This window comes from Butyrivibrio sp. CB08 (assembly GCF_003625485.1).
Lineage (GTDB): Bacteria > Bacillota > Clostridia > Lachnospirales > Lachnospiraceae > Butyrivibrio.
The window spans coordinates 50,021-68,707 of sequence record NZ_RAIR01000007.1 but is presented as its reverse complement, the minus strand read 5'-3'; the positions used below and the strand labels follow the sequence as shown (position 1 = coordinate 68,707).

General features: G+C 41.7%; 15 protein-coding genes. All 15 read left to right on the top strand.

The window, feature by feature from the left end; all coding sequences use genetic code 11:
- The first annotated feature begins 47 nt into the window (after nucleotides 1–47).
- The 15 genes from D6855_RS12410 (at nucleotide 48) to D6855_RS12340 (ending at nucleotide 18,610) form a co-directional block, all read left to right on the top strand.
- Nucleotides 48–1,466, top strand: coding sequence for an MBOAT family O-acyltransferase (locus tag D6855_RS12410; protein ID WP_120741562.1), 1,419 nt, complete (start codon nucleotides 48–50; stop codon nucleotides 1,464–1,466).
- A gap of 8 nt (nucleotides 1,467–1,474) precedes the next feature.
- Nucleotides 1,475–2,965 (top strand): hypothetical protein, encoded by a 1,491-nt coding sequence (locus D6855_RS12405; RefSeq protein ID WP_120741560.1) that lies wholly within the window; start codon nucleotides 1,475–1,477, stop codon nucleotides 2,963–2,965.
- Nucleotides 2,966–2,979: 14 nt separating this feature from the next.
- Nucleotides 2,980–3,600 carry a uridine kinase gene (gene udk, locus D6855_RS12400; protein WP_120741558.1) on the top strand — a complete coding sequence of 207 codons (621 nt, stop codon included), beginning with the start codon at nucleotides 2,980–2,982 and terminating at the stop codon, nucleotides 3,598–3,600.
- A 13-nt stretch (nucleotides 3,601–3,613) separates the two neighbouring features.
- Nucleotides 3,614–4,798: a DUF6077 domain-containing protein gene (locus D6855_RS12395; RefSeq protein WP_120741556.1), complete on the top strand. Its 1,185-nt coding sequence runs from the start codon at nucleotides 3,614–3,616 to the stop codon at nucleotides 4,796–4,798.
- Between the two features lie 24 nt (nucleotides 4,799–4,822).
- Entirely contained in the window at nucleotides 4,823–5,782 is a 960-nt protein-coding gene (locus D6855_RS12390; RefSeq protein WP_120741554.1) for an SGNH/GDSL hydrolase family protein, read from the top strand.
- Between the two features lie 12 nt (nucleotides 5,783–5,794).
- Complete coding sequence (locus D6855_RS12385; protein ID WP_120741552.1) at nucleotides 5,795–6,163, top strand: transporter; 369 nt, start codon at nucleotides 5,795–5,797, stop codon at nucleotides 6,161–6,163.
- Nucleotides 6,160–6,504, top strand: a complete 345-nt coding sequence (locus tag D6855_RS12380) for a multidrug ABC transporter (RefSeq protein ID WP_120741550.1) — start codon at nucleotides 6,160–6,162, stop codon at nucleotides 6,502–6,504. The genes D6855_RS12385 and D6855_RS12380 overlap by 4 nt, the downstream gene beginning before the upstream one ends.
- 14 nt (nucleotides 6,505–6,518) lie before the next feature.
- On the top strand, nucleotides 6,519–8,882 hold the full coding sequence (locus tag D6855_RS12375; RefSeq protein WP_120741548.1) for a hypothetical protein: 2,364 nt from the start codon (nucleotides 6,519–6,521) through the stop codon (nucleotides 8,880–8,882).
- The gene (locus D6855_RS12370) at nucleotides 8,845–9,663 is read left to right on the top strand and encodes a hypothetical protein (protein WP_120741546.1); all 819 of its coding nucleotides are present in this window, start codon (nucleotides 8,845–8,847) and stop codon (nucleotides 9,661–9,663) included. The genes D6855_RS12375 and D6855_RS12370 overlap by 38 nt, the downstream gene beginning before the upstream one ends.
- A gap of 14 nt (nucleotides 9,664–9,677) precedes the next feature.
- Complete coding sequence (locus D6855_RS12365) at nucleotides 9,678–11,138, top strand: MBOAT family O-acyltransferase (RefSeq protein ID WP_120741544.1); 1,461 nt, start codon at nucleotides 9,678–9,680, stop codon at nucleotides 11,136–11,138.
- A 30-nt stretch (nucleotides 11,139–11,168) separates the two neighbouring features.
- Nucleotides 11,169–12,263, top strand: coding sequence for a hypothetical protein (locus tag D6855_RS12360; protein ID WP_120741542.1), 1,095 nt, complete (start codon nucleotides 11,169–11,171; stop codon nucleotides 12,261–12,263).
- Nucleotides 12,263–14,182 (top strand): DUF6020 family protein, encoded by a 1,920-nt coding sequence (locus D6855_RS12355; RefSeq protein ID WP_120741540.1) that lies wholly within the window; start codon nucleotides 12,263–12,265, stop codon nucleotides 14,180–14,182. Before D6855_RS12360 ends, D6855_RS12355 begins: the two co-directional genes overlap by 1 nt.
- A 73-nt stretch (nucleotides 14,183–14,255) precedes the next feature.
- Nucleotides 14,256–15,404 (top strand): ATP-grasp domain-containing protein, encoded by a 1,149-nt coding sequence (locus D6855_RS12350; protein WP_120741538.1) that lies wholly within the window; start codon nucleotides 14,256–14,258, stop codon nucleotides 15,402–15,404.
- On the top strand, nucleotides 15,404–16,900 hold the full coding sequence (locus D6855_RS12345; protein WP_120741536.1) for a hypothetical protein: 1,497 nt from the start codon (nucleotides 15,404–15,406) through the stop codon (nucleotides 16,898–16,900). The genes D6855_RS12350 and D6855_RS12345 overlap by 1 nt, the downstream gene beginning before the upstream one ends.
- 30 nt (nucleotides 16,901–16,930) lie before the next feature.
- Complete coding sequence (locus D6855_RS12340) at nucleotides 16,931–18,610, top strand: hypothetical protein (RefSeq protein ID WP_120741534.1); 1,680 nt, start codon at nucleotides 16,931–16,933, stop codon at nucleotides 18,608–18,610.
- Nucleotides 18,611–18,687: the final 77 nt, after the last annotated feature.

Sequence of the window (18,687 nt, the reverse complement as noted above, 5' to 3'; positions counted from 1 at the left end):
TGGGCGGCGTTTTTGCCGCCTACTGCTACGTTAAGAAGGTTTGATACATGCAGTTTGTTTCACTGGCATTTTTGCTGCTGCTTCCTGTGGCGGCTCTCATCAATTTCATAATCCCAAGGAAGTTCAGATATATCTGGCTCCTGGCCATCAGTGCAGCTTTCTATATCAGCATTGACCTTAAAGCGTCTGCTGTTATGGCAGGAACTGTAGTGGTGACTTACTTTGCAGCTCTTTTGATCGAGAAGGTATCTGGAGGAGCAGAAGAGAAGAGGACCAAAGGGGCAACAGCTCTTTTAGTCCTTGCAGTCGTTGTTGAAGTTGCTGCCATGCTTATCTTTAGAAGTGGCAAGATAATGGGGGCAATCGGTATTTCTTTTTACATGCTCAAGTCCCTTGGATATATCATTGATGTCTACAGAGGCGACGAGGTTGCAGAACACAATTTCCTTAAGCTCGCCCTGTTTGTTTCATTCTTCCCTCAGGTCATCTCTGGACCTATTGAGAGAGCAGGGAATATGCTTCCTCAGTTTTCATATCCTGTGACAGTGGATTTTGACAGGATGAGGGACGGATTCCTGCAGATGCTGTGGGGATATTTCCTTAAGCTGGTTATAGCTGACAGGATCGCCATCTATGTAAACAGCGTGTTTGAGGCGCCGGATACTATTTCAGGAACACTGGTGGCTATCGGAACGGTTCTTTATTCATTTGAAATTTACTGCGACTTCGCAGGTTACTCTGCAATAGCAATCGGTTGTGCAAGGATCCTTGGAATAGATGTGATGAAGAACTTTGACAGCCCATATATGGCCAAGAGCATCGCGGAGTTCTGGAGAAGATGGCACATCTCTCTTTCTACATGGCTAAGAGATTATGTATATATTCCTCTTGGAGGAAACAGGAAGGGAACCGTTAGAAAGTACTTAAACGTTCTGATTGTATTTGCAGTGAGCGGAATCTGGCACGGCTCAGCTCTTACATTCCTGGTATGGGGGCTTCTCCACGGTGTATATCAGATCATTGGATTTGTGACAATGCCCTTAAGGGACAAGGTTGTTGAGGCGCTTAAGATTGACAGAAGCGGGCTTTCCCACAGGACAGTCAAGACTATCATCACCTTCCTTCTGGTTAATCTGGCGTGGATATTCTTCAGGGCAGAGTCCCTTGAAAAGGCTTTTACTGTTATAAAAAAGAGCCTTGAGTTTACCCCATGGGTATTTAGCGATGGATCCTTGTTTGAACTGGGACTTACTCAGGGCAGCATGAACATTGCTGTTTTAGGAATAATTCTTTTGATAGTAATGGATATCCTGGCCTTTAACGGCGTTGAGATCAGGGACAAGATCATCAGGCAGAGTATCTGGTACAGATGGATCATCATGATCGCAGGTATCCTGGCAATCCTCATCTTTGGAGTATGGGGCGCAGGCTACAATGCAGCCAGCTTTATATATCAGCAGTTCTGAGGCAATTTATGAAGATTAAGTTAAGCAGTATCCTGAAGACAGTGGGCTTTACCTGCGCAGCGCTTCTGTGCATCTATGGTGCCACAGTGGTACTTCGGGACAAGGAAAGTGAATATAAGTACGCAGACTTTTTTGACAGAGCGGATCAGATAGATGTATTGTTCATTGGTTCATCTCATGTGATCAATGCCATAAATCCCGCAGTTCTCTATGGGGAGTATGGATATACCTCTTACAACATGGGAGGCCACGGCTCTGTAATGCAGGCCACCTACTGGGAGCTTATAGAGGCTCTGCAGTACACCACGCCAAAGTGCGTTGTGGTTGATACCTATCTGATGAACAAGGACTATCAGTACCTTGACCAGATGTACGAGGACAGCGATGAGGAGGACAGGGCAACATCTGTAGCTCAGCTCCATCTCAACATGGACTGCTGGCCTATGGACAAGATTAAGGTGGCGGCGGTTGAGGACCTCATAGCAGATAAGGAGATTCGCAAGCAGTTCTACGTTCCCTTCCATGTTTATCACAACAGGTGGGAAGAGCTGGACAGTAATGACTACAAGGCCCTGACAGGAACAGCAGACAGGAATCCTCTTTTTGGCGCTGAGATGCGATATGGCATTGAGCTTACTCCAGGGATCTATCCGGACCCGGAGGATGAAAATGGCCTTGGTGGACATACAGTTGGAGAAGAGTACCTGCGTAAGATCATTGATGAGTGCCAGAGGAGGAATATCGACGTAATGGTGACATTCCTCACCTGCAGTGCATCCACAGAAGATAAAAGAGTTATGGACAGCGCAGAGATGATCTGCGAGCAGTATGACGTTCCCTTCATTAACATGCAGGAGATGGGCGTTGTTGACCTGTACACTGACCTTAACGATACCGGCCACATGAATGCCATGGGAGCAATCAAGGCCACCAAGTGCATTGGGCAGGAGCTTTCAGAGATAGATGGTATCACTGACCACAGAGGCGATGTAGCCTATGATTACTGGCAGCAGCGTGCTGATGAGTTCTATGGAACCATCTATGACATGGCAGTTGACTCAGAGAGTATCTACCAGCAGCTCAACTACCTGTCAGGAGCCAAGACAGTCAGCTCTATAATTTACATCAATGACGGATCCCAGGCTTTTGGAGATAATGAGATGCAGAGGCTCCTTCACAACTTTACTGTAACCCCTAAGATCTATCACACAGACGGGCCATATATTCTTATCAACGATGTGGCGTCCGGACAGTTTTATGAGGCCTGTGACGGTGAAGTTCTGGATGGTATAAAGACAAGTCTCGGTACAGTTCACTATCAGCCGGTGGAGCATCTTTTCAGGCTCTTCTATACTGATGAGGATCCGGAGACCAATCTTTTGTATGATGACAGCAAGAGTGACTATGACATACAGATAATAACCTATGACGCAGCGTCGGGAGAGATATTATCCCACAATTACTACAAGTCATATGGCAGTAACTATACTCAGGAATAAATGGAGGATTATAAATGAGCGATAAGGTTTGCATAGTAGGAATAGCAGGAGGCACAGCTTCAGGCAAGACCACAATAGTCAGGAAGATCAAGGAGAAATTTGGCGACGATATCGTGGTCATCAATCATGATTCATACTACAAGGCTCATGATGACCTCTCCTATGAGGACAGGAGCCGTCTTAACTACGATCATCCAGCGTCATTTGATACAGATCTCATGATCGAGGATGTCAGAAAGCTCAAGGCAGGACAGGAGATCGACATGCCTGTTTATGACTTCACTGTTCATAACAGGTCAGATGAGACCGTTCATGTAATGCCTAAGAAGGTCATCATAATTGAAGGAATCCTGGTCCTTGAGAGCCAGGCCTTAAGAGACCTTATGGACGTCAAGGTTTTCGTTGACACAGACGCCGATGAGAGACTTATGCGAAGGATCATCCGTGACATGACAGAGAGAGCAAGGAGCATTGAGTCTATCCTTACTCAGTACAGAGACACAGTAAAGCCCATGCATGAGCAGTTTATCGAGCCCAGCAAAAAGTATGCTGACATCATTATCCCAAGAGGCGGAGAGAATACCACAGGTATCAGTATCCTTCAGGAGCACTTAAACCTCATGATGGCTGACTAAAGGACGTTTACGTATGCTTATTCTGTTAAGAGCAATTCCCAGCCTGATACTGTGGCTGTTACTTGTGCCATTCTGCGTTGGGATGCTGGTTAATTTCATATTGCCAAGGGCAAGGCGAACCATAGGAATAACCTTTATCCTGGGTTACCTGGTTTACATGGCTGTCTTTGAAGTGATTGCCATAACATGCATGCTCAAGGCTACATACAGTGCATTTACATACTGCAGACAGATATTCATTGTGGTGGTATCTGTTCTTGCCATTGCAGGAATTGTAAGGAGCTTTTTGAAGCTAAGGGACGGGGAAAAGAACTATCTGACCCTTTTCCCTGGAGAGGCCCACGCAGATGTTTTTGACCTTATGAGCCCAAGAGCCAATCCTGGTTTTTACAAGCACGATTATTCAAAAGAGAGCAGGATCTACTGGGGAATCTTTTTTGCGATAATGGCCTTTCAGATGATTATGTCCGTAGTTATGGCCAGCTTCGATGGTGACGACGCATACTACGTTGTTGAGTCTCTCCTGGCACAGAAGGTAGATGTAATGAATACAATCCTGCCTTACACCGGATCTTCAACCTATCTTGATATAAGGCATGCCCTGGCTGTTATCACCATGTGGATAGCTTTTATAGCAAAAGAGTCAGGAATACACGCTACGATCCTGTCCCACTCTGTAATGCCTCTTTTCCTTATTCCACTGGTTTATCTTGTTTACGTGGAAATAGGAAGAGTACTGTTCAGGACTAGGCAGCAGATAATCCCTGTATTTATGATCATTGTGTCATTCCTTTTGATGTTTGGAAATGTGTCCATTTATACGCCGGCTACTTTCTTTCTTATGAGGACCTGGCAGGGCAAGGCTCTTGTTGCCAATCTGGTATTTCCAATGATCTTCTGGATATTCCTGTGGATGTTCGAGGAAGCCAAGCAGACTCCCGCACCAAACAGGAAGGAAAAGGAATGGGAACAGCCAAGAAGAGACTGGTGTCCATGGATTGAGCTGTTTTTTGTAAACATGTTATCCGGAACCTGCAGTTCACTGGGAGTTATTTTTGGAAGCGGGCTTATAGCTCTTTTGACCCTGGTGCTGCTGTTCTACACCAGAAAGATCAAGGTGATATTCGGAGCACTTTTATGTATCATACCGAACCTGGTTTATCTGATGATATATTTCTCGATATTTTTACATAAATAACAAAAGGAAGTCTGGTATTTAAGCATGAGTAAAGAAAGTAGAGAAGAAAGAAATATCCCCATGTGGGTTCATATTGCGATACTTGTAGTTATCGTCCTGGTGGTGGCTTTCACGGCATATAAGCTGATCAAATGGAATGCCGGAACAGCCAAGACTGAAGGCGTTGTTGAGGGCGATTTTGAAGTAGAGGTTCAGGACCAGGTGTTCCTGCTTCCTGATGACAAGAAGGCAATGCATGAAGATGACGGCGTTGAGACTATTCTCTTTCTGGGTAATGATATCTTAACTTACTACAGTGATGAGAATGGACTGGTAGAGCAGGTTGCTGCTAAAACCGGGGCTACATGCCTGAATGCTGGATTCCCGTCTACAACCATTGCACTTAAAAAGGCCGAGTTTGACCCTGAGTATCCACTTGATGCTTTTAGTTTTTACAATGTCAGCAAGGCTATTGCAGACAGAGATTTCTCGCTTCTTCACGGCAATGAGAGAAGTTTTGAAGATTCAAGGTATTACAAGGGCGCAGGTCTATTGGAGAACCTTGATATGAATACAGTAGATACTCTTGTAATCTTCTACGATGCTCAGGATTACATCAGCTACAGGATTGGTCTTAACCCTGACAATGACGTTGACCCTGTTACCTACAGCGGAGCTCTCACAGCAGGCATTAAGGCTATTCAGGAGAAATATCCATTTATCAGGATCGTATGCATGTCTTCTCCTATGTGTTATGCATATGACGCATCTGGAAGCCTTGTAAATGGCGATATGTACGACTTTGGAAACGGAAGGCTCACAACATACTATCAGTTCATGATGGATGTGTGCGGAGCAACTGGAGTAACATTTATTGACAATTACTATGGAACCATCGATGAGGACAACAGTTCTGAGTGGCTCCTTGATAACATACATGTAAATGCTGCCTGCAACGAGCATATGGCACAGCACTTCGTGAATGTAATATACGGTGAGAATTAAGAGGTAAAAGTTTTGAACAAGAAATTATTTGAAAAGATAAAACCAGCAGATTTTCTGCTGCTTCAGCTATCAGTGCTGGTGTATTCATTATCAACGGTAGCTGCAAATATGGCTTCCAAGCAGGCATTTCTGTCCTGGGGATACATCCTGTTTTTTGGACTGGAATTTGTTATCCTTGCTGTCTATGCAATTCTCTGGCAGCAGATCATTAAAAAGTTCCAGCTCTCCATCGCCTATGCCAATAAGTCCATGACACTTCTGTGGTCCATGCTATGGAACTTCCTGATCTTTAGCCAGGGCATTACTCCAGGCAAGGTTGCAGGTGTTCTACTGGTAATGGCTGGGGTTATTGTTATGAATCTTGGAGGTGGCGAGGAATGATAAATGTATTTTTTCTTTTAATGCTCCTCTCAGAAACAATAGCATCCACATCACAGGTTCTCCTTAAAAAGAGCGCCATAAAGGAATACCCCAATATCATCAAGGAGTATCTCAATGTCCTTGTTATTGGAGGATATTTCCTGCTGGTACTGGCAATGGTCATCAGTATCTACTGCTACAGTGGTCTTGGATACATGGGCGTTGTGGTAATGGAGCCAATCGCTTACGTAATAGTAATGTTCATGTCCAGAGTTGTGTTTAAAGAGAAGTTCGTTCGTTCCAAGATAATCGGAATGGTACTTATCGTTTCTGGTATTGTAGTGTTCTATGCTCTTGGATGATTTTGGGAGGAAACATGTTTTTTAAGAGTCAAAGGATAAAAAGGCTTGTCGTAATTGAAGCTATACTTCTGTTTATTTCATTAATGCTTTTTTGCATTCCACTCCGTCATTATTCTTATTCTATTGATGGTTTCCAGTCAGATGGAGGGGTTTTGCTAGAAGGCTTATTCGATGTTACTGAAAGCGGGATCTATATTGACAATGCTATAACAGAAGAAAAAGGTACTATGACAGATGGAACAGTTATTCCTTGGGCAACTGTTACATCTCCTGCAACTGACCTTCGTTTTGGAAGTTACAATATCATCTTTAAGTATCTTACTAGTGATCATAACAATACGTATTCCTGCTCTTCGTTGTATAACACTATTCCGGTAATTCTTCTAAGAGAGAACATGGGATTGAACGAAATTAGTGATCCTGATGGAAGAATGGTAATAACATTGAATTCAGCGCTTAACGTTGATGGATATCAGGTTTTATTTAATTATACTGGAAATGGGTATCTATATGTTTATGGAATGGAGATACAGGAAACAAACTGGTGGAAGTTTTATATCCTGTTTTGGTTGCTTACTGTAAGCATAGTAGTGGATCTGTTTATCTATCTTGGAGAAAAGAAAGGCAAATATGCACAAGGGTCAATGGTGGTGATATTTGCATTAGCTATTCTTTCTTCCCTGCCTCTTTTCGATCCATATCTTGTGACTGGGCATGATTGTTTTTACCATCTTGCCAGGATTGAGGCTTTGGTGACTGCTATACAAAATGGACAGTTCCCCGTAAGAGTATCTCCGGTATGGATAAATGGGCAGGGCTATGCATCATCGATTTTTTATAATGACCTGTTTATGCTTCTTCCAGCTGGAATAAGGCTGCTAGGGGCTTCGATTCAGTTTGCATTTAAAATATATGTATTTTGCATAAATCTGCTTACAGCAGCTATAGCAGTTGGGTGTTTTTCTAAATTGTTTAATAAAAAGATATCACCATTTGTGGCTGGAGTTATATATGTTCTCGCTCCATACAGAATAACCTGCTTATATACAAGATCAGCTGTTGGAGAGTACACAGCAATCACATTTCTTCCATTAGTGTTTTATGGATTGATGAAAATATACAAAAATGAGGAAAGCGATAGAAAAATTACCGCGAAGCTTATGAGAGCTTTGCCACTTGCATTGGGAGTATCAGGTGTAGTTAGCAGTCATGTTGTATCCTGTGTAATAGTTTTTATATTTGCAGTAATCTTTGCGGTAATGTGGTATAAGAAGACTTTCACTGTCAGAGTTCTTACTGATATTCTCTGCGCAGTAGCGATAGTGTTGATGATAAACATGTGGTACTTCGTTCCATTCATTCAGGTTATGGCGGATGGTATTGGGTCCGCAGCTCCAAGCTTTGATGGAAGACTACGATCAAATGGAACTTATTTATGGCAGCTGTTGTCTCTTTTTTCAAGCACAGGAATTTCTATGAGTATAGAAGAAGCTGTTCCTATGGCGAGAGGAGCAGAGATGACGGTAGGAATTGGGCCAGCATATTTTGCTTTGATTCTTTACGCTGTTTTGAGAGTGTGCGGAATAATAGCTAAGGAAAAAGACAAGAACTTGGTCAGATATATCGATCTGTTGTGTGTTGCTGCTGTTATCTCATTAATTATGGAGACTCCGTTTTTTCCATGGGATGGTGTGAAGCGGCTTTCCAGCATAACCAATATGGTCGCACAGAATATTCGTTTTCCATTTAGATTTATCGGTGTTTCTATGCTTTGTCTCGCATTGATTTCAGGATACCTATTTGAAATACTTGATGATCAAAAAGAGGAAATTAGAAGATATGCTCCAGCGTTTGTGGGGGCAATATTTATTGGAACGTTTATATCAGCCAGCTACACAACCAGTGTGGTCGGATCAGAAGTGGATCATATGTATATTCCGGATGATTACAACAGCTTTGGTATCATGGGGGCAGAATATCTGCCAATTGGCATAGCTGAAAATTATGGCGAGATAAATGAGCCAATAGGAGAGGATGGAATAGATCTTTTAACTTGGAACAAAGAGAAAGGTAGTGTTAAAGCTAGTGTCACTAATACATCATCTTCTGAAAAACTTCTTGAAGTCCCGTTTATCTATTACAGAGGCTATAGGGCAAAAGATTCTAAAGGAAACAACTTTATTGTTGTAAGAGACAGTAATGCCTTTGTTTCTGTGGTGCTGCCTGCGGGCTATAGTGGAGAAATCACTGTATATTATAAGGAATCAGTTTTATGGCGGATTTCAGAGATTGTTAGTTTTCTTTCAGTAATAGGACTTATCTGTTTAGCGAGGTACACTTATGTACGGAATATTCATGGAGTGTTGGGTCGCTCTTAAGCTATATTTTGGGAACCCGATATTACCAATTATCCTTTTTGTGTCTGCTGTTTATCTGTTAGTGTGCGAGAAGGACATTCGTAAAAATATAATACTGGGTATTCTGCCAATTGTGATCCTGGCAGGATTTCTTTTGCCTATTACCAAGATCGTGTATGTAGCAGCTTTCGATGATGGAAGCGATACATACTACCGTGTGCTGTGGCTTATTCCAATGTATGTAGTGATAGGATATGCTGCCTGCAAACTGATCTTTGGATTTGAGAGTAAGGTTAAGCAGAGGGTAGCTCTGGTGGCAGCAGTTGTGATCGTGATGCTGTCAGGGTCTCTGGTGTATTTTAACCAGTACATGTCTGTCGCTGAGAATATGTATCACATCCCTCAGGAAGTCATTGATGTCTGCGATGTGATAGCACCAAAGGATGGTGATTCAAGAGTAAGAGCTGTGTTCCCGTCAGAACTGGTGCACTTTGTAAGACAGTACGATGTCAACATCCTGATGCCATATGGAAGGGAAATGCTGGCTACTCAGTGGGATTATTACAACGCAGTTTACGATGCTTATGAGAAGCCTGAAGTTATTAATGCGGAGAAGCTCCTTGAGGCTACCAGACAGTCCAAGTGCCTGTACATCGTTCTTAGGACTGACAGGAAGGTGGATGTCAGCCTTGTTACCATGGGACTTAAGCTGGTTGACACTGTTGGCGATTATATAATCTATTCCGATCCTGAAGTTCAGACATGGTATGAGGAACAGGGTGTATATGTGTTAACTCCCTGATTAGGATGTAAGTTATGACTTTTAATTCTTTTGGTTTCATCTTGCTGCTCCTGCCACTATTCATAGTGGCTATGCAGCTGACAAAAAGAATAACGATAGGAAAACCAAGATACAGGGAGGCGTGTAAGGTTGTTATCATCGCGTTCTCCTTGGCTTTTTATGCCCCTTTTGGGGTTAAGAACATTGCGGTTCTAGCTGCCAGCATTTTGATAAATGCAGTGGGAGCAAGATTTCTTTTTGGAAAAAGAAACAAGGCTTTCCTTGCAGTTCTTCTTGCAGTTAATGTAGGAGCGCTCCTTTTCTTTAAGTTTAACGGATTCTTTTTCCCAGTTGCTGTAAGCTTCTATACCTTCAATCAGATATCCTATATCGTTGATATATATCGCGGAGATGCTCCGGAGTTTAGCCTTCCTGATTATCTTGCGTATATTCTGTTCTTTCCCAAGATCCTCCAGGGACCACTTATGGGATATGGGAAATTTGTAGAAAAGCTGGATAAAGCCCTTGAGACTGGTGATGCAGGTGGAAGAGTTAAGGCGGTTGATTATGAGATGGCGCTGAGGGCTATGCTACTGCTGTCCATGGGACTCTTTAAGAAGGTGATCCTTGCTGATACCTTTGGAAGAGCAGTGGACTACGGATATGACAATCTGATGACCCTGGGAAGCATGGAAGCTATCCTGGTTGCTGTGTTCTATTCCATCCAGCTTTATTTTGATTTTAGCGGTTACTGCGATATGGCAGCTGCTGTTTGCATGATGATAGGATTTGACCTTCCGGAGAACTTTAATTCACCCTATAAAGCCGTGAACATCGTGGATTTCTGGAAGAGATGGCATATATCTTTAACCAGGTTCTTTACCAAGTACGTCTACATTCCTCTTGGTGGTAATCGTAAAGGTGCCATGAGGATGTATATAAACTTCATGATAGTGTTCCTTCTTAGCGGACTGTGGCATGGAAGCGGATGGACCTTCATTGTATGGGGAGCCATGCATGGTGTGCTGTATGTGATAACAAGGGCAGTTAGCGCAGGGGCCGTTGCGGGAATAGATGTTAAAAAGGAATCTGTAATTGGCCGTGGGGTCAAGGTTCTTTTGACCTTTATCTATGTCACTGTGGCATGGGTATTCTTTAGGGCGAATACTATTTCAGATGCTGTAACGCTTCTTACAAGAGTGTTTACTGGTGGCGCAAAGCGTATCTCCACAGGAATATCTGCATGTTTCCAGCTTGATGAGCTGTGGTACATCATCAAAGTTACGCCTCTTATGAAGATGGGCTTTGTGTGGGAGATATGTCTTTGGCTGTTCCTTCTGGTATCGGTAGCTGTTATCTTTTTTTCCAGAAATGCCATAGAGATAGCAAAGACATGCAGGATCGGAGTTAAGACAACAGTATTTACAGCAGTTCTTCTGGTGTGGAGCATTGTGAGCTTTGCCGGTGTAAGTACATTTTTGTATATGAATTTTTAAAGCGTTTTTTTTCGGAGACAGATTAAGTAGATGAGTGATTCAGTAAAGATCGAAAAAACTCAATATAAGACTCTATTTGTGGTGCTGATGGTATTGGTTCTGACAGCTCTTTTAGCATGGGCTGCTGTTGTGGTGTATGTGGATCCGTTTTTCCATTACCACGCACCTATCAAGGGATTTCCCTACGTTGTTGACAATCAGCTCAGCCAGAATCCCGGAATGGCAACTCACATGGACTACAACGGATGCATCATCGGTTCATCAATGACGGTCAATTTCGATACAGATGACTTTAAGGAGCTTCTTGGTTATGATACTGTTAAGCTAAGTTACAGCGGAGCTTATCCCAAAGATGACTACAACATCCTGTCCATAGTGTTTGATGAGAGCACCTATGCAAGGAAGACGAGGCCCATGGGAGCGGTGTTCTTTGCAATGGACATTCCTACCATGACAGCTGATACAGAGGAGACCAAGTATCCTCTGCCTGATTATCTCTACGACAGGAATCTGCTTAACGACGTTAAGTACCTATTGAACAAGGATGTGTTCTTCCAGTATATCCTTCGCCCGGTGGTTCAGAGAAAGGGCTCAGACTTATCTGAGATTTATGCAAGCTGGTGGACTCCTGAGTACTACAACATTCAGTGGGTAATGCACACCTATGAAGAACCTCCAAAGTCAGACCAGGTCATCACTAAAGAGGATGTTCTTCCTACTACGGCTGCAAACCTTGAAAAGAACATTCTTCCTTTCGTGAAGGAGCATCCTGAAACTGAGTTTTATTTCTTTTTCCCGCCCTACAGTATCCTGTATTGGCATAACCTCAAGCAGGAGAACTTTTATGAGGCGGCATTTGCCCAGTATCAGTATGTGGCAGACGAGCTTTTGAAATATCCAAATGTGCACCTGTTCTATTTCCAGACCATGGATGAGGTGACAGATCTTAATAACTACGCAGACTACTCCCACTACAAGCCGGAGATAAACAGATTTATGGTAGAATGTTTTAGTAATGGGCAGTATCAGATAAAGTCCTCAGAAGAGATGGAAGCGGCTCTTGTTAAGATGAGGAGCATAGTTGAAAGCTTTGATTTTGAGGAACTGTTTAAAGGAGAGTATTGATGAGATTTTTGACTGATGACGGTAGGCCATATTCAAAGACAAAATGCTTTTTTGCAGGTTTTCTTTCTGCGGCAGCTCTTTTTGTCAGCTTTGATACAGCTGAGCCATATGAATCACATATTGGAGATCCAATAAGGCGAGGTCTTTTTAAACTGTTTGAATATACGACAGATGCTTTTGGAGGAAAAGCTTTTGTTATCACGCTTGTAGCGTTGGTTCTGTTTTTTATCTATAGTGAATTTCTTGGTGATAGTTTAAGGAGTGTAAATAGCTTTAGTCATGAAAGAGTTTTAGCTGGGTTCTTTTCTTTCATGTATGTTGGAGGGAGAGCGTTTAGGCAGGCGAACACTCTTAAAGTGCTGATAAGACCAGTATATAATTCTTTTAAAGCTCTGATAATTCTTGTCGGTTTTTATTTTTTGTTCATCATTTTTATCAGACTTGTGGGATATGTACTTGAAAACAGCAATACAGTATTTCAAATTAGAACTGAGAAGTTTACGAGAATATGTACCTTTTACAATAAACATCCATTTCTTTCAGTATTTATAGCTATATATTTGATGTGGATTCCTCATCTGATTTTGAGATATCCTGCGGCAATGGGCGCGGATGACTGGAATCAGTTGCAATTTTATTTTGGAAATCTTACATACAGTGCTTGGCAGCCTATTTTTCATACATGGCTTATGGGATCTTTTGCTAATGTTGGAATGACTCTTTTTGGAAGTGCAAATGTTGGTTTGTGTATTTATAAAGTTGTTGAGTCTGCATCGATGTCTGCTGTTCTGGCTTATACGATATATGAAATGTATAGATGGAGAACGGCTTTGTGGTTTAGACTTTTTACGTTGTTTTTGTATTGCGTTACCCCATATTTTACGGGCAACGCAGCATGGGTTATAAAAGATTATCCCCACATGATTGGGTACGTTATGTGGTCGTTATGTGTTATCAGAATTGTGTTGTCTGACAACCTTAAGTTCAGTTTCAAGAAGGATTGGGGACTGTTTGCTGCTTGGATTTATGGAGCATCAATGATGATTATGTGCAGGAAAAATGGTTTCTATATTTATGCCGCCATGACTGTTCTTCTTGCTGTTATCTGGATGGTAAAGCTGATTTCTAAGAAAGAAAGATTTAATGTATACATTTTAGCAGGACTACTGCTACCTTTTTTGATCACAGGGGGAATAGAAAATGCCATAACTGTGAAATATAATGTTGTTCCTGGACCTGTAGGTGAAGCTTTATGCCTCCCATTTCAGCAGACTGCAAGATATGTTGAGGAACACTATGATGAATTAACAGACGAAGAGATAGAGGTTTTGTCGTCGTTTTTCAATTGGGAATACTTCCCAACTTCTTATGATCCGTTATGCGCAGATGACATTAAAACCCTATATAAGGAAAGTGAAAGTCATAGGTTGGGACAATATTTTGTTCAGTGGATAAAGTTGTTTTTTAAGCATCCTATGAGTTACATAGAAGCAACTTGGAATCAAAGTTACTTCATTTTCATGCCAGACTATGACAATGTTGTGTACAATCAGGATTGTGATGCGGGAAGAGCTGTGGCAGATAAAGAATTTCAGGAATGGATTAATATCCATGTTCCAGAAACAATGCAGGGGCTTCCTATTATGGTGTGCAGTATGTATAGAATGTTAAACCAATTACCCTTTATAGCACTTATGAATAATCTGGCTATATATGTTTACATAGCATTTATATTAAGACGGTTGATGAAAGATAAGAAGTTTTATCGTGGAAGGATAGCCATGATTCCAATTTGGCTATCGTTGGTATTCGTGGTTTTGGCACCTATGATTCATGATCAGCCAAGATACTCTTGGGCTGTGATTTATATTCTTCCTACAATCTTAGCAATGTATATGTATGAAAGTTCTAAGGCGTGATTTATATGTAGTGATTTCAGATTGTTGATTGGTTGTAATATAATATAGTCAGTTTGATTTTTAAGGAGTATTCATGAGAAAGCTTGCGATAATTGGAGCGTCTTACCTTCAGAATCCACTTATTCTGGAGGCAAAGCGGATGGGATTGGAAACCCATGTGTTTGCGTGGGCAGCAGGAGATATAGGTGAAACTACGGCAGATTATTTTTATCCCATAAGTATCACTGAAAAAGAAGAGATCCTGAAAAAATGCCAGGAAATAGGCATTGATGGTATCTGCAGTATAGCCTCTGATCTTGCAATGGTGGCTGTAAACTATGTTGCAGACAAAATGGGATTATCAGGCAATTCCCTTGCTTGTACACTTAAGTCCACCAATAAATTTGCTATGAGGAATGCTTTATCTGAAAAAGGTGTTCCCTGCCCTAAATATGTTCTTGCAGATGCTTCAGTAAAACTGGACAGTCTGGATATGGAGTATCCGATCATTGTCAAACCAACTGACAGATCAGGAAGCCGTGGCGTTACTAAGCTGATGAATAAGTCAGGACTTATGGCTGCTGTTTCATCTGCCAGAGATGTAGGCTTTGAAAAGAAGGCTATAGTCGAGGAGTTTATTGAGGGAAAAGAGTACAGTGTAGAATGTATCTCTTTTAATGGACAGCATAAGCTTCTGGCAGTAACAGAGAAATTTACAACAGGAAGCCCGAACTTTATTGAGACAGGACATTTTGAGCCGGCACCAATTGATGATGCGGGTTATGATCATGTTAGAGAAGTTGTGTTTAGGGCGTTGGACGCTCTGGAAATAAGAAACGGTGCATCTCATTCAGAGATAATGATAAACGAGAACGGAACCATCAAGGTTGTTGAGATTGGTGGCCGAATGGGTGGAGACTGCATTGGAAGCTCTCTTGTCAGCCTTACTACAGGCATCGATTTTGTACATGCTGTTATTGATGTGGCACTTGGACAGGCACCAACACTCACAGTAGGCAAAAAGCATAACGCCGCAGGAATAAAGTTTGTTTTTTCAAAAGAAGATGCAGAATACTGCAACCATATCTGTGAAAAGTATCCGGATATGATCGTGGAAAAAGAAGTTGAAGAAATAACTGATAGAATAGTTGTGGACAGTTCATCAAGATTTGGATATTTCATTGTGGCTGGAGAAGATCCGGTTTTGGTCCGCAGGATAGTCGAAGGAGATAAAAGTCTTTAATGAAAAGTATATTTGCAAACAAAGAGCTACTAAATCGCATCTTTAATGTTATTCTGGTCATTCTGATAATCGGAGTGATCGCTACTCCACTTACAGGAACCATGTTTTCTTTCCTGAGTGAAGATGATTTCTCCTATGAGAGTGGCGGATTAGAAGGAGCTGCAGAGTATCAGTCTTCTATTGTTGGATCTTTATATAAGACCATCAATATCTATAAGGCACAGCAGGGCTGCTATACTCCAATGTTTTTAGATCACCTCGTAAGACCATATTCAAGGTATGGGCTTCCAGGTTTTCATATTGCATTGTTTTTTTATGTGGCATTCTGTCTGGGGGCTCTGGCTCTTACTTGCGCTATACTTGGGAAAAATAAGACAGTTTCGCTGGCAGCCATTCTTGCATCATTTATGTCTGTTTTCACCATGAGTGTAACAGAGCTTGATACAAGTATTATTCTCTGGTATACGGAGACTTTGGGATTTACACTTCTCCTTGGTTTTACGCTGCTTGCTTTGAGCTTCAGTATTCTGGCATTCAGGAACAAAGGTTGGAAAACTGTGATATATATTATTCTCAGTTCTATTTTTGCTTTCCTTGCATCTGGAGCTTCATTGACTCTCACTGCAGTTAACTGCGCACTTTTGCTGGCAGTGTTGATCCTGGACTACAAAGAGCTTGGTGAGAGAAAGTACCTTGCAGTACCATTTGCTGTCGGCTTCATTGGAGCGCTTATCAATGCAGTAGCTCCTGGTAATTTTATCAGAGGAGCGGAGTCGGTTACTCCCGGACATGAGACAGTTTTTGATGCACTTAGGGATTCTTTCAGCTGTCTGTTTAAGGCTTTTCCTCAGGCACTTGATCTGGTTTTTGTACTGGTTGCTATCGCACTGTTTGCGCTCTGCATGATATACAAGACAGATGTTTTACCTGATGGTGTTTCCCATGTGAGGATGGTAATAGTCATTGTGGGAGTATTTCTTTTGCAGTATTTTGAAACGTTCCCTGCAGCATTTGGAAACCATTATGATGAACAGGTAGGACACCTTCTTATTGAGCATGTGATAGTCACAAGGCTTACAGTATTGTTTGTAGTTATGTGCCTTGCCCAGTGGTGCAGAGAGAATTTCATTACATCAGGAAATAGTGCTGCCAAAGCTTTATCAAATAGCACTCTTTGGAAGGTAGTATTTGCTGCAGCTATCCTGCTTGTGCTTGTTCTTCCTGCTTCCAGAAGTATTATGAACAACAGCTTTACAGCGAGAACTTATAGAGACTTCAGATCCGGGGCTATGGTCAGAGTGTACAGGATAAGAGAGTTCCAGCTGGTAACCTTTGAAATGGCAGAAGATGGAACAGACTGTATAGTATATACGCCATGGGACGTTTCATCAGAATCGCTTCCAAACCTCGGAATCACAGCTGATTCTGAATGGCTGGTTAACAGATCTGCTGCTAATCTTTTTGGACTTCACACTACTACGGTGTTATATCCATAAACATGCGTGATTTTGGAGGAATAAAGAACAATGCTGAAAAACAAAAGAACGCTTATTATGGCTGTATCGCTGCTTTTGTGGATGATATTCATAACCGCGGGCTATGTTTCTTTCGAAGTCAACGATGACACGTTTCTTAACCTGTTATCTGCAGGAGCATACGGGACTGGGCGTCAGTACTTCATTTTTAGCAATGTAATCCTAGGCGGATTACTACGGGGCCTGTTTGATGTATTCCCACATATTAACTGCTATCTCTGGTTCTATCTGGTGTTTAACCTGATAGCAGTTATATCGGTATGCCTGGTTATTACCGACCATATGAAAAAAAGAGCTGCTCTTTTTACAGCCGTTGGTATTAATCTGCTGATGGCAGGCGATTTTTATGTACATATAACCTTTACCAAGAGCGCAACTTTATATGGAACTATTGGTCTGGTCATGCTGCTCTGGCAAGTTAAAAAAGAGAAAAGAGACAGAGGATATATGGTGCTGTCTTTCATTCTGATCGCAGTTGGAATGTGGGCGAGATGGACTTCGTTTGCGTTATGTGTTCCAATGGTGATCGGTGTTGAACTAATTGAGATTTTGTTTGGCGCTGTTACGAACAAGACAAAAGTATCCTGGAAGCGATATATTCCAATCTTTGTGGCTGGAATAATGTGTATAGCAAGTTTCTTTATTGACAATCTGGCATATAAAACCAATGCTGGATGGAATGAGTTCAAAAAGACTGACAACCGTCTCATCGAGATGAGAGACTATAACAGATATGTTTTTACAGATTCACCAGAGGAATTCCTTGCAGCTGGAATAACAGAAAATGATTTCAACATGATCAAGGGATACTGGATGTGGAATGATCCGGTATACTTTAGTTCTGAAAGGCTGCAGCAGATCAAGGATATAGGCTCAAAGTATGAAGAGCCAAATGTCAGGTTTGATATTGCTTTGGTCAAAGGTGTAGTCAAAGAAGCTCTGTGGATTTTGACAAGCAAATCCTTTGGTATCATTTTTGTTATCATTCTTTTGCTTGGCGCTATACATGGAAACAAGGCTATGTTCATGAAACTGGCATATTTATCTGTTGTAGCGGTTGGAGAAATCTATTACATGTTTTGCCTAAATCGCGTCTTATGGAGAGTAGAGGTTTGTGCTGTTTTATCTGCGGTTTTAGTAGGTGGATATCTTATTTCACAGGTTATTGTGAGAAAAGATGAAGAAAAAACAGAAAAGCATGTGTATCCATATGTGATATTTGCCACGATCTGCATTGCTTTTATATTAGTGAAATCTTGGGTTGTTGATAATTCAAGATATACTAATGGCGATACAAGATGTGAGGAGTTCCAGAATATCACACAGGCTGATGGTTTCTTTGTTGTACAGGATATTTCAAAATACGGAATGCTACTAGGGGCACGGGACATTTTTGGAATTACCCGCGCAAATTATGAAGATTTTTATAGTAATGTTGTTGAGCTTGGAGGCACTTCAGAGTCTCCGGCTGGAATGTACTTTGCAAGAAGTCATGGGATAACTAATCCGGTAAAAGATCTGATCGACGCCGATGGTGTTTATTTTGTAGGCGATGAGGAACCAAGACTTGCCCTTGCAGAATTCATGGATGAAAAATACGGCTCGAATCTGGTTTGGGAGCAGGTTTCTGTAGATGGAGTCGATGCCTGGAAAGTTTCTAGTGGCAAGTAGTGTTTGAGAAAAGTAGATAATAAAGCTATAAAGTGATAAGCTGTAATGTGTGTAATATGCTTATGAAATGGGTGTGA

Bases quoted from the DNA above. Each gene is read 5' to 3' on its own strand.
- D6855_RS12370 (WP_120741546.1), top strand. From the start codon at position 8,845: ATGTACGGAATATTCATGGAGTGTTGGGTCGCTCTTAAGCTATATTTT.
- D6855_RS12410 (WP_120741562.1), top strand. From the start codon at position 48: ATGCAGTTTGTTTCACTGGCATTTTTGCTGCTGCTTCCTGTGGCGGCT.
- D6855_RS12340 (WP_120741534.1), top strand. From the start codon at position 16,931: ATGCTGAAAAACAAAAGAACGCTTATTATGGCTGTATCGCTGCTTTTG.
- D6855_RS12390 (WP_120741554.1), top strand. From the start codon at position 4,823: ATGAGTAAAGAAAGTAGAGAAGAAAGAAATATCCCCATGTGGGTTCAT.
- D6855_RS12345 (WP_120741536.1), top strand. From the start codon at position 15,404: ATGAAAAGTATATTTGCAAACAAAGAGCTACTAAATCGCATCTTTAAT.
- D6855_RS12350 (WP_120741538.1), top strand. From the start codon at position 14,256: ATGAGAAAGCTTGCGATAATTGGAGCGTCTTACCTTCAGAATCCACTT.
- D6855_RS12405 (WP_120741560.1), top strand. From the start codon at position 1,475: ATGAAGATTAAGTTAAGCAGTATCCTGAAGACAGTGGGCTTTACCTGC.
- D6855_RS12365 (WP_120741544.1), top strand. From the start codon at position 9,678: ATGACTTTTAATTCTTTTGGTTTCATCTTGCTGCTCCTGCCACTATTC.
- D6855_RS12355 (WP_120741540.1), top strand. From the start codon at position 12,263: ATGAGATTTTTGACTGATGACGGTAGGCCATATTCAAAGACAAAATGC.
- D6855_RS12375 (WP_120741548.1), top strand. From the start codon at position 6,519: ATGTTTTTTAAGAGTCAAAGGATAAAAAGGCTTGTCGTAATTGAAGCT.
- D6855_RS12395 (WP_120741556.1), top strand. From the start codon at position 3,614: ATGCTTATTCTGTTAAGAGCAATTCCCAGCCTGATACTGTGGCTGTTA.
- udk (WP_120741558.1), top strand. From the start codon at position 2,980: ATGAGCGATAAGGTTTGCATAGTAGGAATAGCAGGAGGCACAGCTTCA.
- D6855_RS12360 (WP_120741542.1), top strand. From the start codon at position 11,169: ATGAGTGATTCAGTAAAGATCGAAAAAACTCAATATAAGACTCTATTT.
- D6855_RS12380 (WP_120741550.1), top strand. From the start codon at position 6,160: ATGATAAATGTATTTTTTCTTTTAATGCTCCTCTCAGAAACAATAGCA.